Here is a 13,433-nt window from a genome sequence, read left to right on the forward strand (position 1 = left end):
CAAAGTTTTTCAAGATATGGACAAGGTGCCATGGGTTTCAAATGCGGTATCGTCGGATTGCCAAATGTCGGCAAGTCCACTCTGTTCAATGCGCTGACCAAGACCGCGGCGGCGCAGGCAGCGAATTATCCCTTCTGCACGATCGAACCGAACACGGGTGAAGTGGCGGTTCCCGATCCGCGCATGCGCAAGCTTGCCGACATTGCCAAGTCGAAAGAGCTGATCCCGACGCGCATCTCTTTCGTCGACATCGCCGGCCTGGTGCGTGGTGCGTCGAAAGGCGAAGGCCTGGGCAACCAGTTCCTCGCCAATATCCGCGAAGTTGACGCCATCGTGCACGTGCTGCGCTGCTTCGAAGACAGCGACATCACCCACGTCGAAGGCCGCATCAATCCGGTCGCCGACGCCGAGACGATCGAGACGGAGCTGATGCTTGCCGACCTCGATAGCCTGGAGCGCCGCACCGAGCAAACGCGCAAGCGCGCCACCGGCAAGGACAAGGAATCCATGGCGATGCTGCCGATCATGGAAGCCTCGCTCCAACTGCTGAACGAAGGCAAGCCGGTGCGCACCCTGCTGTCGAAGCTCGACGCTGAAGAAACCCGCATCCTCAAGGGCTTGAACCTTCTGACCTCTCACCCGGTCCTCTATGTCTGCAATGTCGCAGAGGCCGATGCAGCGACCGGCAACGAGCATACGGCTGCCGTCGCCGCCATGGCGAAGGAACAGAATTCCGAAGTGGTGATCATTTCCGCCGCCATCGAAGCGGAAGTCGCGCAGTTGCCGGAAGACGAATCCAAGGAATTCCTCTCCGCCCTCGGCCTCGACGAAGCCGGCCTCGACCGGCTGATCCGCGCCGGCTACAAGCTGCTGCACCTCATCACCTATTTCACTGTCGGCCCCAAGGAAACGCGCGCCTGGACGATCGAAGTGGGCACCAAGGCTCCACAGGCCGCCGGCGTTATCCATTCGGATTTCGAACGCGGCTTCATCCGTGCCAATACCATCGCCTTTGACGACTACATCGCCTACAACGGCGAAACAGGCGCCAAGGAAGCCGGCAAGGCGCGCGACGAAGGCAAGGAATACGTCGTCCAGGACGGCGACGTCATCCATTTCCGCTTCAACACGTAAGGCATGACGGGATTGCCGGCCTCACCGGAGCGCCGGCAATTTTCCCTGGACCGATGCCGGCAGCAGCCGGACGACAGCGCGGCGCAGATGCGGCCAGCCGACGCCGATCACCAGCACGATCAAGCCGACGATCATCAGCACGATGAAGCTGACCTTGTCGAGCCCGGCATTATTCTGCCGCAGAATGGCGCCGATCGCGACGCCGAGTGACATCAACCCTGCGGTCACGAAAGCACGTCTATCGATGATCAGGCCGATCAGCATCATGACCACCACAATGGCGACGATGGTCAGCGCCTGCACGTAGGTACCATGCTCGGTGCCGGCAAAGAACGCGCCGCTCCTGTCTGCCTCAAGCTGAAATACCAGCAAGAACGCCGTGTAAAGCAGAGCTGGTGCCGTCACGAGATGCAGCCAGAAAGCCACATCCGAGCGACGCGTCCTGCGGTCGGGATCGCTAAGATCGAAGCGCATCGCCACGGCAAATGCCCCGAGCGCAGCCGTAAACATGATGACGAACGACTGCAGCGGATAACTCAAGACGACATTCGATGCGCCGGAGGCAAGACCGATCAGATAGAAGACGCCGGCGAGCATGAGCACGAACAGCGAGAAGAGCAGCATCGCCAGCGACAGCGGTACGCGATAGCGCCAATAATACAGCGCCAGCAGCGGCGGCAATGGCAAGGCCATCATGATCCAAGAGGTCATGAGGCCCGGGCTGGCGGCATTTCGGGTGCCGAAATACGTCACGGCTGCCCAGAAGGTCAAGCAAACCAGCGCGATCGTCAGCACGACGGCGGGAAGCGCCAGACGCTGGCGACGGACCAGGATTTCGGCCAGGATGATGATGGCCGGCAGCGTCGCGTAGTAGCCGGCGAGCCCCCACAAGCCGGAAAGCAGGACGATGATGCCGATGGTGATCAGCACGTCATGAAAGCCGCGGATGAAACGCGGCGCTTCGCTGTCCTCCAGCGGATTCGCAATATCGTCCTCGCGAGGCTGCGAAAGATCGTTCCTGACGGCAGCCGCTTTGATGCCGATATTTCGCTCGGCCAGATAAGGCAAAAGCCTGCTGGCCTGATCCGAGGAGATGATCCCCTCGCCGGCGGCGCCTTCCAGCGCGGTCTTGAGATCGCTCATGTCTGTTCCTGCGTGGTGTTGCGGTCGCCAAGCCTCACCACATCGTCGCTGCACAATCAAGGGCTGCGAAGCACACCATTCGCCGCACCCCTTTTCCTGTCGCGACCATGAAAATGCTTGCGCCATTGCCGGTTGCCGTGCGATTGCGCACGGACGGAATGAAGAAGTCGGTGACGAATATGGCAAAACTGACATATGAGGATTTTCAGGCCGGACAAATGTTTCCGCTCGGCCCGAAACATGTGACTGCCGAAGAGATCGTCGAGTTTGCGCGCGAATTCGATCCGCAACCGATGCATCTCGACGAAGCTGCCGGCCGCGCCAGCATCCTGGGCGGGCTCGCCGCCTCCGGCTGGCACACCTCGGCAATGTTCATGCGCATGATGACCGACAGCTATCTGCTCAACACCGAGGCCGAAGGCGCGCCGGGTATCGACTTCATGGACTGGAAGAAGCCGGTGCTGGCGGGCGATACGCTGTCGGGCCGGTCGATCGTGCTCGAATCCCGCGCCATGCGTTCTCGCCCCGGCATCGGCATCGTCAAGTTCCGCCATGAGGTAGAAAACCAGCGCGGTGAGCTGGTTTGCCTCGGCGAAAATGCGACGATGATCCGCATGCGCTTGCCCGCGGAGGCTTCAGCATGAAGATGACGGAGCTTTATCCGATCGGTGCGCGCGCCGAGATCGGCAGCCATACGTTCACGGTCGAAAATATCGTCCGTTTCGCCTCGCGCTTCGATCCGCAGATTTTCCACATGGATGCAGAAGCGGCCAGACACACGCTGTTCGGCGGGCTTTGCGCATCCGGTTGGCACACCTGCTCGGTCTGGATGCGCACCTTCGTCGACTATTGGAAAAGCGAAACCGCCCGCCTCCACGCCGAAGGCAGAAAACCGCCGAATCTCGGCCCTTCGCCCGGTTTCCAGAAGCTGCAATGGCTTCGCCCGGTCTTTGCCGGCGACACTGTCACCTACGGAGTGACCTTGCTCGCCAGCCGCCCACTGAGCTCACGCCCCGGCTGGACGCTCAACACCATCCTTTGCGACGGAACCAACCAGCACGGCACGGCGGTGTTACGGTTCGAGAGCACCGTGCTGGAGTTCGAATAAATGCCCTCGCCCTCTTTTAGAGGCGAAGGCATGCTGTTCCTCAATGTCCGGCGAATTCCACCAGGGTGTGAACTGGCACATCGAGCGCTTCCAGCTTCTTGCGGCCACCGAGATCCGGGAGGTCGATGACGAAGCAGGCGGCAACGACCTGGGCGCCGATCTGGCGCAACAATTGGGTGGCGCCGACGGCGGTGCCGCCAGTGGCGATGAGGTCGTCGACCAGGATCACCTTCTCGCCGGGATTGACCGCATCGCGGTGCATCTCCATCTCGTCGACCCCATATTCGAGGCTATAGGCGATGCGCACGATATCGTGCGGCAGCTTGCCCTTCTTGCGGATCGGCACGAAGCCGGCCGACAACTGATGCGCCACCGCGCCGCCCAGAATGAAACCGCGTGCTTCCATGCCGGCGACCTTGTCGATCTTGGTGCCGGCATAGGGATGCACGAGAGCATCCACGGCACGGCGAAACGCCCTGGCATCGCCGAGCATCGTGGTGATGTCACGGAAGATGATGCCGGGTTTTGGATAATCCGGAATGGAGCGGATGCTGGCGGCAAGCTCCGAAGCGATAGTGTTCATGAAATATGTACTCTCAGGCTATGATGGGGCCGGCCGCACCCTATCAAGACCCGTGCACGATACCAACAAAAAAGGCGGCCTCTGACGACCGCCCTTCTCTGATTATACGGCCGAGCCGCTTAGTGGGCGCCGGCCTTGGCGTAGACCGACCGCTTGGTGAGATAGATCAGCACCGAGAAGATCAGCAGGAATACGATGACCATGAAGCCGGTTTGCTTGCGGGCTTCGAGATGCGGTTCCGAAGCCCACATCAGGAACGATGAGACGTCCCTTGCATATTGATCGACCGTCTGCGGCGAGCCATCGTCATAGGTGACCTGGCCGTCGGAGAGCGGCTTCGGCATGGCGAAGGTCGCGGCAGCATCGAAATACGGGTTGTAGTGCGAGTTCTGCGGAACCGTGAAGCCAGCCGGAGGCTCTTCATAACCCGTCAGCAGCGAGTAGATATAATCCGGCCCGCCTTCCTGATACTGCGTGAAGATATCGAAGATGAACTGCGGGAAACCGCGTTCGACTTCACGCGCCTTGGCAAGCAGCGACATGTCCGGCGGCACCGCGCCATTGTTCGAGGCCGCAGCCGCTTCATCGTTCGGGAACGGCGGCGGGAAGTGGTCAGATGGAACCGCCTTGCGGGTAAACATCTCACCCTGGGCGTTCGGACCGTCCTGTACTTCATAATTGGCCGCGAAGGTTTTGACCTGCGCTTCCGAATAGCCGAGTTCTTCCAGCGTGCGGAAAGGAACCAGCTTCATCGAATGACAGGCGGAGCAGACTTCCGTATAGACCTTCAGGCCGCGCTGAAGCTGCCCCTTGTCGTAGTAGCCGAAGGGACCGGAGAAGGTCCAGTGCTGCTCCCTCGGCTCCTTGAGCGGATAGTGCGGCGTCGCAGCTTCGGCGGCGGGCTTGGTCTCCGCGGCAACGGCGGCAACGGTCGCGAAGCCACCGATGAGGGCGATCGACAGAAGGCCGGCAACAAGCTTTTTCATTGTTCTCTTCCTCTATCGTCGCCGGTTATGCTTCAACCGGAGCGGCTGTTTTGCCGTTCTGCTTTTCAAGAACCGCTTCCGTAATCGAATTCGGAATGCGTCTCGGTGTTTCCACCAGGCCGAGGACCGGCATGGCGACGAGGAAGAACAGGAAGTAGAACAGCGTCGCGAACTGCGCAGCCGTCGTGTAGATGCCTTCCGCCGGCTGCGAGCCGAGCCAGCCGAGCAGGATGGCATCAGCGATGAACAGCCAGAAGAACAGCTTGTACCAAGGACGATAGACCGCCGAGCGAATCTTGGAGGTATCGAGCCAAGGCAGAAAGAACAGCACGATGATCGCGCCGAACATCGTCAGAACGCCGCCCAGCTTGGAGTCGATCGGGCCGATGTTGAAGGTGATCGAACGCAGCATCGCGTAGAACGGCAGGAAGTACCACTCCGGAACGATGTGGGCCGGCGTCTTCAGCGGATTGGCCGGAATGTAGTTGTCGGCATGGCCGAGGAAGTTCGGCAGGTAGAAGACGAAATAGGCGAACACCAGCAGGAAGATAGACACGCCGAGCGCATCCTTCAGCGTCGCATAGGGTGTGAAGGCCACGGTGTCGGTCTTCGACTTGACTTCGACGCCGGTCGGGTTCGTCTGGCCGGTCACATGCAGCGCCCAGATGTGCAGGACAACCACGCCCGCGATCATGAACGGCAGCAGGTAGTGCAGCGAGAAGAAGCGGTTGAGCGTCGGATCGTCAACGGCGAAGCCGCCGAGCAGGAAGGTCTGGATCCAGTCGCCGACCCAGGGAAAGGCCGAGAAGAAGCCGGTGATAACGGTCGCGCCCCAGAAGGACATCTGACCCCAGGGCAGAACGTAGCCCATGAAAGCCGTCGCCATCATCAGGAGATAGATGATCACGCCGAGGATCCAGAGGATTTCGCGAGGCGCCTTATAGGAACCGTAGTAAAGGCCGCGGGCAATGTGGAGATAGACCGCCACGAAGAAGAAGGACGCGCCGTTGGCATGCATGTAGCGCAGCAGCCAGCCATGATTGACGTCGCGAACGATCTTTTCGACCGAATTGAAGGCGATTGTCGTATCCGCCGCATAGTGCATGGCAAGAACGACGCCGGTCAGGATTTGCAGAACGAGCATGACGGCCAGCATGGCGCCGAACGTGTAGGCATAGTTCAGATTGCGCGGGACCGGATAGGCGATGAAACTGTCATAGACCATACGCGGCAGCGGCAGCCGCGCGTCGACCCATTTTTCGAGCCCCGTTGATGGCTCGTAAGACGAATGACCACTCATGATTCAGCTCCCCCTCAACCGACCTTGATCTTTTTTTCTGCGGTAAACGCATATACCGGAATAGCGAGGTTCTGCGGCGCGGGCCCATGGCGGATGCGACCAGCGGTATCATAGACCGAACCATGGCAGGGACAGAACCAACCGCCGTATTCTCCCGCCTGACCAAGCGGTATGCAGCCGAGATGCGTGCAGACGCCGATCATGACAAGCCAGTTTTCCTTCCCATCACCGGCCGAACGCGCGACATCGGTCGCTTGCGCATCCGCCGGCAAATTGGCATTGCGGGCGTTCGGATCCTTCAGATCGGAGATCTGCGCACCCTTCGCGTCATCGATTTCCTTCTGCGTGCGGTTGCGGATGAAAACCGGCTTACCACGCCATTTCACCGTCATCGACATGCCGGGCTCCAGGCTCGAGACATCGACTTCGATAGAAGCAAGAGCGAGCGCCGAGGCATCCGGCCGCATCTGATCGATAAACGGCCAGGCAACGGCGACTGCGCCCACTGCGCCGGCCATGCCCGTCGTCAGATAAAGGAAATCTCGGCGAGTAGGCTCGCCCGTAGTTTCATTCGTCGTAATGTGCTCGCTCAAGGCTGGACCATCCTCATCCGCAAAACCCGCAGCTTGACGCTGCGGTACCCCCTCACTGCCGGCGAATCAACGCGACCATAATTCCGCCATAGATTCCTCCGTAACCCGCCGCGTTCTAAGCTTGATCGCAAATTATGTCCAGTCTTGGCAAGGGGTGCGGGCACAATGTCGCGGGAAAACTGCGCTATTTGGCCGTGAGTGCCGAGCTTAAAATCCCCACCGCCGGTCAAATAGACGTAAGCGCATGAAAAATCGCGAGATTCGCCCTATAGATTTTCGTATCGCAGCGCAAAATAAACAGTGATTTTAATGCTGCAATGCACCCCGGTCAGCATGAGGCTGACCGCCGATCTATACTAAGCTCTACTTCCTACTCCTTAAATCCGAATGGATTTAAGGAGCGACTTATGCGCCTTTATGCTGCGCCGCCGCTCTATGAGCCATTGGAGATATGGCTGAGGACATGACCATGAGACACACGATCTACTGCGTTCTATGCGTCCTTGCTACACTGGCACTGGCCATCCTTGCGGCGCGTTATGTTACCGATGTATGGCTGCTCGCCTTTTTCGAAAGCCTTCAGACCCATATCAGCCTTTTCGGCATCGGGCTCGCCCTCCTCGCCCTCCTCTTCAAGCGGCATTGGTATGCGGTTTTCCTGGTGGCTGTCGGTGCCGGGCTTGCGGTTCATTCAGTGGTGATGCTGCGCGAATATGCTGCCTCCCCTCCGCTCAACCCGCCGGCAGCGGCCGATGCGAGCAAGAGCTTCACCCTGCTCTCCTTCAACATCGAAGACAGCAATTTCGAAAACGGCACACGGATCGCTGACCTCATTGTCAATTCGAAGGCTGATGTCGTGGAGATTTTCGAAGCAGGCCCGATCCAATCGGAGATGAAGCGAATAACCGCCGTCTATCCCAACCGCATCGGCTGCGGCATCATGACGAGCGATTGCGATTCCCTGCTGCTATCGAAGCGCCCATTCCAGACGCAGGTCATGCACAGCCTCGGCAGCCTTTGGGACAATCGCTTCGTTCTCGCGACCATCGACATGGATGGTCAGCCGGTTAACTTTGTCTCAGCCCACCTCAGCAAACCCTATTTCGACGAGTTTCATGGAATAGAGTTGGATATACTCGGCCCGATCCTGAAAGATATTCAAGGGCCGTTGATCGTCGCCGGCGATTTCAACGCTTCGGTCATTGCGCCCGATATGCGAGGCTTCCTGAACGACACCGGTCTGCGTCACACCTTTCCAGAACCCGCCACCTGGCCGATCATGGCCGGCGCCTATGGCATTTCCATCGACCATGTCTTCGCGCGCCCGCCGCTGCGGCTGAAATCCGTGCAACAGATAACAGACGCCATGGGATCGAACCATTTCGGTTTGATGACGGAGTTCAGCGTTTCAAAATAGCTCTTTGATTTTGCTCAAGCTTATCCGGAAAGCTGTCTGACATTTTGGTGACAGCCTACTCGGCCTCGGCTGCTATGAAGCCGCCCGACTGGCGCGCCCAGAGTTCGGAATAGAGGCCGCCGCGGGCAATCAGCTCGTCATGGGTACCCTCTTCGATGATCCTGCCTTTGTCGACGACGATCAGCCGGTCGAGCTTGGCAATGGTGGACAGGCGATGCGCGATCGCAAGCACCGTCTTGCCTTCCATCAATGCTTCCAGATTGGACTGCAGCGCGGCCTCGACCTCGGAATCCAGCGCCGAGGTCGCCTCATCCAACACCAGGATCGGCGCGTCCTTCAGCATGACGCGGGCAATCGCGATACGCTGGCGCTGGCCGCCTGACAATTTGACGCCGCGCTCACCGACATGGGCGGCATAGCCCGTGCGGCCCTTCTGGTCCTCCAGCGTCGCGATGAACGTATCCGCCTCCGCCCGCCGTGTCGCCTGCGCCATCTGCTCCTCGCTCGCCTCCGGACGACCAAAGAGGATATTGTCGCGGATGGAACGATTGAGCAGCGCGGTATCCTGCGTCACCATGCCAATCTCGCCGCGCAGCGATTCCTGCCGGACCGCGGCGATGTCCTGTCCATCGATCAGGATGCGTCCGCCTTCGAGATCGTAGAAGCGCAGCAGCAGATTGACGAGTGTCGTCTTGCCGGCACCGGAGCGACCAACGATGCCGACTTTCTCGCCGGCACGAACGGTCAATGAAAAATTGTCTATGACGCCACTGCCGCGACCGTAGTGGAAGGTCACGTGCTCGAAGCGAATTTCCGGATGGACGATCTGCAGATCCCTGGCGCCCGGCCGATCGACCAGGCCGATCGGCTCCGAGACCATCTCGGCGGAATTCTGGATCGTGCCGAGATTGCGCATGATCGCATTGAACTGCGCCATCATGCGGCCGAAGAGCATGTTGAGCCGCAATACCATGCTGAGCGTGAAGGCGACGCCGCCGGTGGAAATCTCGCCCGCAAGCCAAAGATGGATGGCAAGCGCCGCGATCGTCGTGATCATCACGCCTGACAGGAGGGCCAGCGACGAGCGCACGCCGGTCAGAAGCCGCGTGAAAGGCATGACGGCGGCCAGGAAGCGATCGAAGCCGTTGCGAATATAATCATCGTTCTGCTCTTCGCGGCCGAAGAGCTTCAACGTCTGGATATTGGCATAGGCATCGACCATGCGGCCGTTCAGCATCGAAGATGCCTCGGCAGCGTTGCGCGCGTGTCGCCGGATGCGCGGCACGAAATAGCGGGCAAGCAGCGAAAATATGCAGATCCAGATCGCGATCACCAGCGCCAGGCGCCAATCAAGCCCGCCGACCAGCGCTATGGTCGAGGCGGCATAGATGATGATGAACCAGACCACCTGCAGCAGCGAGACGACGAGATCGCCGGTCGATTGCCCCGCCGACCAGACCTTGGTGACGATGCGGCCGGAAAAATCATTCTGGAAGAAACTCACCGACTGGCGCGCGACATGCACATAGGCCTGCCAGCGCACGAGATTGAGGAAGCCGGGTACGACGACCTGCTCCTCGACCAGCGCCCCGAGGCTGACCACCACGAAGCGGACGACCAGCACGACGAAAACCATGCCAAGCAGCGCGCCGCCATGGCCGGAAAGCAACCCTGCCCAGCCCGCTCCCGGCTGCACCTTGTCTAGGATATCGACCAGATGGCCAACGAACCAGAACAGCGCCGCCTCCAGCACCGCCACTGCACCACCGAGCGCCGCCATCGCCAGAAACGGCCCCTTCGCCTGACCGACATAGTACCAGATGAAAGCCCAAAGCGACCGCGGCGGACGCAGGTCGCCAGTGCGGTAATAGGGATCAATCCAGGTTTCGAACAGGCGATAGACGGAACGGATCAGCATCCCAGCGATATAGGTGGTTTCGCCTGGGGTGCAAAGGAAAGTAGGCGTGATGGAATCTTATATTTTTGTCATGTTTGACGTAGGGAAAGCGCTACGATTCACGGCGCCCTGTCGTCGACATCCAGAATGCTTTGCAAGTCACGCCGCCCATTCAAGACGCGTACGACGACGAGGGTTTCACCTCGGACAAGGTAATAAACGCGAATTGTCTCGAAACCCAATACTGTACGCGATCTCAGACCATCGATATCCGGGTTGTCGAAATGGCGAGGCGATCCAGTCAATGGCGATTGTGCAGCAACTGATAAGCATTCGCGGACCGCTGGATAAGGCCATCATAACCTCCTAATTGTTCTCAATAGATAAGAAACAACAAAGATCGAATAAGGCAGTTCCACGCAGCGACATGAGCTAGCCGAAACAAAAAGGGCGAGCCCGAAGCCCGCCCTCTTTTCATTCCGCCGCCGCCTCGGCCTCTTCGTGGTCCGCCAGGAACCCACCGGACTGCCGGCTCCAGAGGTCAGCGTAGATGCCGCCGTGCTGGACCAGATCGTGATGCGTGCCCGTCTCGATGATGCGGCCCTTGTCGAGGACGATGAGGCGGTCCATCTCGGTCAATGTCGACAGACGGTGCGCGATGGCGATCACCGTCTTGCCCTGCATCAGCGCGAAGAGGTTTTCCTGGATCGCCGCTTCCACTTCGGAATCGAGCGCCGAGGTCGCTTCGTCCAACACCAGGATCGGCGCGTCCTTCAGGAAGACGCGGGCAATCGCGATGCGCTGCCGCTGGCCGCCGGAGAGCTTGACGCCGCGCTCACCGACCTGAGCGTCGAGCCCCTTGCGACCCTGCATATCCGTCAGCCCTTCGATGAACTCCCAGGCATTGGCGCGCTTGGCCGCCTCGATCACCTCCGCATCGGTCGCCTCCGGTTGACCATAGGCGATGTTGTCGCGGATCGAGCGGTGCAGCAGCGACGTATCCTGCGTCACCACACCGATCAGCGAACGCAGGCTGTCCTGGCTCACCTTGGCGATATCCTGGCCATCGATGGTGATGCGCCCGCTTTCGAGATCGTAGAAACGAAGCAGCAGGTTCATCAGCGTCGTCTTGCCGGCGCCGGAGCGGCCGACGAGACCCACCTTCTCACCCGCATGGATATCGAAGGTCAGGTTTTCGATGACACCATTGGCCTTGCCGTAGTGGAAGCGGACATGATCGAAATGGATCGCGCCCTGCTTGGCCGTGATCGCGGGTGCGGCCGGCACGTCGACGATGTCATGCGGCTTCGTCAGCATCTCGATGCCGTCATAGATCGTGCCGATGTTCTCGAACAGTGCCGAGACTTCCCACATGATCCATTGCGACATGCCGTTGACGCGCATGGCAAGCCCGATGGCGATGGCGATCGCGCCGATCGAGATCGAGCCGCTCAGCCAGAACCAGATCGACAGCGCCGAAATGACGAACAAGGCCACGCAGTTGTTGACGTAGACCGCGATGTAGAACAGCGTCACCTTGCGCATCTGCCCGTAGACGGTCTGCAGGAATTCGCTCATGCCTGCTTTGGCGTAGCCCTCTTCGCGGCCTGCATGCGAAAACAGCTTCACCGTCGCGATGTTCGTATAGCTGTCGACCACCCGTCCCGTCATCGTCGAGCGTGCATCCGCCTGAGCGGCTGCGATCTTGCGCAGTCGCGGCACGAAATAGCTGACGATGCCGATATAGATCAGGAGCCATGCGAGGATCGGCAGCATCAGCCGCCAGTCCGCCGCAGCGATGACCAAGATCATCGACAGGAAATAGGTGACGACATAGACGAAGACATCGAGGATCTTCATCACCGCTTCGCGCACGGCAAGCGAGGTCTGCATCACTTTGGTGGCGACGCGGCCGGCGAACTCGTTGGCGAAGAAGGTCATGCTGTGGCGCAGCAGGAAGCGATGCATCTGCCAGCGGGCGATCATCGGATAGTTTCCGAGCAGCACCTGATGCATGATGATGGAGTCGAGCACCGCCGCGAGCGGCAGACCGACCAGCACCATCGCGCCCATCCAGAAGAGCTTATGCCACTCCGTCTGCAGGAATGTCGCCTTGTCCGCATGCGACAGCCAGTCGACGATATCGCCCAGGAATTGGAACAAAGCCACTTCGCCGACCGCGATCAGCATGGTGAGAACGGCCATGGCGATCAGCCAGGGCGCGGCCGGCTTGGTATAATGCCAGCAGAAGGCAAAAAGACCCCGCGGCGGAACGTGCGGCACTTCGCTTGGAAAAGGGTTTAGTCGCTGTTCGAACCAGCCAAACATGAAATGCTCCAAAGACTCAGGCCCTTCGGCCACCGCTTCCGCGTCTAAAAGGGATCGCGGACTGATATGGTGGCCGGGTGATGAAAGAACGAGGCCATATCGGCCGCGCAATGAATCAAAAAAGGGGAAACTTGCAAAAACGCGCTTTAAAGCGCCCGCATCATGGCCGCGCGGCCACGGCTCGGAGGCGCATCATCACAAACAAAATATTCATCTGAGCCTCCTATGTCGCAAGTTGTAGAGCGGTTCTCTTTTACCGTGCATTAATCGCTTTGGAAAGCGAAATGTGCCCAAAAACGCGCCTGAAATCTTCAATTCTGCTGATGAAGACATCACAGAAACAAGGGATTCGACAAAAGGCGAAGACAACGCCCGGCAATTTCGTTAGTTGCAGATTATGACTTCGCTGCGCATCGCCCTCTACCAGCCCGACATTCCCGGCAACACCGGCACGATCCTTCGACTCGCCGCTTGCCTCGGCCTTGGCGTCGATATCATCGAGCCAGCCGGTTTCGACATATCGGATCGCAATCTCAAGCGCGCCGGCATGGATTACCTCGCCACCGTCACGCTGACGCGACATGTCAATTGGGAACGTTTCGAGGATTGGCGGGCGGAAAGCGGGCGGCGTCTGGTGCTCGCCTCCACCAAGGCGGCCGAACGCTATACGGATTTCACCTTTCGGGCAGACGACATCCTGCTCTTCGGCCGCGAGAGCGCCGGTGTGCCCGATCATGTGCACGAAAAGGCCGATGGTCGCATCCTGATCCCGATGGTCGCTGGACAGCGCTCCATCAATGTCGCCATGTCTGCAGCGATGATTTCGGGCGAGGCACTGCGGCAGACAAACTGGTCATAAATGTCGCGGCAAATCTGAACGCTGCAGTGGCCAATTGCCGTTGGCACGTCGGGTAAAGTGTGAGAAGCTTTCTCCTGGAAGTGCT

12 protein-coding genes are annotated in these 13,433 nt (G+C 59.5%); 5 read left to right on the top strand and 7 right to left on the bottom strand.

Annotated elements, in window-relative coordinates; translation table 11 throughout:
• The first annotated feature begins 30 nt into the window (after positions 1-30).
• On the top strand, positions 31-1,134 hold the full coding sequence (gene ychF / locus NXC24_RS13425) for a redox-regulated ATPase YchF (RefSeq protein WP_104823746.1): 1,104 nt from the start codon (positions 31-33) through the stop codon (positions 1,132-1,134).
• Between the two features lie 21 nt (positions 1,135-1,155).
• Here ychF and NXC24_RS13430 read toward each other — a convergent pair whose 3' ends face one another.
• Positions 1,156-2,277: a hypothetical protein gene (locus NXC24_RS13430; protein ID WP_104823747.1), complete on the bottom strand. Its 1,122-nt coding sequence runs from the start codon at positions 2,275-2,277 to the stop codon at positions 1,156-1,158.
• Between the two features lie 179 nt (positions 2,278-2,456).
• On the opposite strand from NXC24_RS13430, the gene NXC24_RS13435 reads away from it, so the two are divergent.
• Both NXC24_RS13435 and NXC24_RS13440 read left to right on the top strand, forming a co-directional pair.
• A complete protein-coding gene (locus NXC24_RS13435; protein WP_104825155.1) occupies positions 2,457-2,921 on the top strand; it encodes a MaoC family dehydratase in 465 nt (154 codons plus the stop codon).
• Positions 2,918-3,385, top strand: a complete 468-nt coding sequence (locus tag NXC24_RS13440; protein WP_104823748.1) for a MaoC family dehydratase — start codon at positions 2,918-2,920, stop codon at positions 3,383-3,385. Before NXC24_RS13435 ends, NXC24_RS13440 begins: the two co-directional genes overlap by 4 nt.
• A gap of 40 nt (positions 3,386-3,425) precedes the next feature.
• Here NXC24_RS13440 and NXC24_RS13445 read toward each other — a convergent pair whose 3' ends face one another.
• The 4 genes from NXC24_RS13445 to petA form a co-directional block, all read right to left on the bottom strand.
• Positions 3,426-3,968 (bottom strand): adenine phosphoribosyltransferase, encoded by a 543-nt coding sequence (locus NXC24_RS13445; RefSeq protein ID WP_104823749.1) that lies wholly within the window; start codon positions 3,966-3,968, stop codon positions 3,426-3,428.
• A 119-nt stretch (positions 3,969-4,087) separates the two neighbouring features.
• Positions 4,088-4,954, bottom strand: coding sequence for a cytochrome c1 (locus tag NXC24_RS13450; protein ID WP_104823750.1), 867 nt, complete (start codon positions 4,952-4,954; stop codon positions 4,088-4,090).
• 25 nt (positions 4,955-4,979) lie between these two features.
• The gene (locus tag NXC24_RS13455) at positions 4,980-6,254 is read right to left on the bottom strand and encodes a cytochrome b N-terminal domain-containing protein (RefSeq protein WP_104823751.1); all 1,275 of its coding nucleotides are present in this window, start codon (positions 6,252-6,254) and stop codon (positions 4,980-4,982) included.
• Positions 6,255-6,268: 14 nt separating this feature from the next.
• Entirely contained in the window at positions 6,269-6,847 is a 579-nt protein-coding gene (gene petA / locus NXC24_RS13460) for a ubiquinol-cytochrome c reductase iron-sulfur subunit (RefSeq protein ID WP_104823752.1), read from the bottom strand.
• A 469-nt stretch (positions 6,848-7,316) separates the two neighbouring features.
• Between petA and NXC24_RS13465 the strand changes: the two genes are divergently transcribed.
• Positions 7,317-8,264, top strand: a complete 948-nt coding sequence (locus NXC24_RS13465; RefSeq protein ID WP_104825156.1) for an endonuclease/exonuclease/phosphatase family protein — start codon at positions 7,317-7,319, stop codon at positions 8,262-8,264.
• Between the two features lie 55 nt (positions 8,265-8,319).
• On the opposite strand, the gene NXC24_RS13470 is transcribed toward NXC24_RS13465, so the two are convergent.
• Together NXC24_RS13470 and NXC24_RS13475 are read right to left on the bottom strand one after the other, a co-directional pair.
• Entirely contained in the window at positions 8,320-10,182 is a 1,863-nt protein-coding gene (locus tag NXC24_RS13470; protein ID WP_104823753.1) for an ABC transporter ATP-binding protein, read from the bottom strand.
• A 453-nt stretch (positions 10,183-10,635) separates the two neighbouring features.
• Positions 10,636-12,489: an ABC transporter ATP-binding protein gene (locus NXC24_RS13475; protein WP_104823754.1), complete on the bottom strand. Its 1,854-nt coding sequence runs from the start codon at positions 12,487-12,489 to the stop codon at positions 10,636-10,638.
• Positions 12,490-12,886: 397 nt separating this feature from the next.
• Here NXC24_RS13475 and NXC24_RS13480 point away from each other — a divergent pair, with 397 nt between their 5' ends.
• The gene (locus tag NXC24_RS13480) at positions 12,887-13,348 is read left to right on the top strand and encodes a tRNA (cytidine(34)-2'-O)-methyltransferase (protein ID WP_104823755.1); all 462 of its coding nucleotides are present in this window, start codon (positions 12,887-12,889) and stop codon (positions 13,346-13,348) included.
• Positions 13,349-13,433: the final 85 nt, after the last annotated feature.

It is taken from the genome of Rhizobium sp. NXC24, assembly GCF_002944315.1.
In the GTDB taxonomy this organism is placed as follows: Bacteria; Pseudomonadota; Alphaproteobacteria; order Rhizobiales; family Rhizobiaceae; genus Rhizobium.

Excerpts from the sequence above, each read along its gene's own strand:
- NXC24_RS13465 (WP_104825156.1), top strand. The coding sequence starts at position 7,317 with ATGAGACACACGATCTACTGCGTTCTATGCGTCCTTGCTACACTGGCA.
- NXC24_RS13445 (WP_104823749.1), bottom strand. The coding sequence starts at position 3,968 with ATGAACACTATCGCTTCGGAGCTTGCCGCCAGCATCCGCTCCATTCCG.
- NXC24_RS13440 (WP_104823748.1), top strand. The coding sequence starts at position 2,918 with ATGAAGATGACGGAGCTTTATCCGATCGGTGCGCGCGCCGAGATCGGC.
- ychF (WP_104823746.1), top strand. The coding sequence starts at position 31 with ATGGGTTTCAAATGCGGTATCGTCGGATTGCCAAATGTCGGCAAGTCC.
- NXC24_RS13455 (WP_104823751.1), bottom strand. The coding sequence starts at position 6,254 with ATGAGTGGTCATTCGTCTTACGAGCCATCAACGGGGCTCGAAAAATGG.
- NXC24_RS13430 (WP_104823747.1), bottom strand. The coding sequence starts at position 2,277 with ATGAGCGATCTCAAGACCGCGCTGGAAGGCGCCGCCGGCGAGGGGATC.
- NXC24_RS13435 (WP_104825155.1), top strand. The coding sequence starts at position 2,457 with ATGGCAAAACTGACATATGAGGATTTTCAGGCCGGACAAATGTTTCCG.
- NXC24_RS13480 (WP_104823755.1), top strand. The coding sequence starts at position 12,887 with ATGACTTCGCTGCGCATCGCCCTCTACCAGCCCGACATTCCCGGCAAC.
- NXC24_RS13470 (WP_104823753.1), bottom strand. The coding sequence starts at position 10,182 with ATGCTGATCCGTTCCGTCTATCGCCTGTTCGAAACCTGGATTGATCCC.
- NXC24_RS13475 (WP_104823754.1), bottom strand. The coding sequence starts at position 12,489 with ATGTTTGGCTGGTTCGAACAGCGACTAAACCCTTTTCCAAGCGAAGTG.
- NXC24_RS13450 (WP_104823750.1), bottom strand. The coding sequence starts at position 4,954 with ATGAAAAAGCTTGTTGCCGGCCTTCTGTCGATCGCCCTCATCGGTGGC.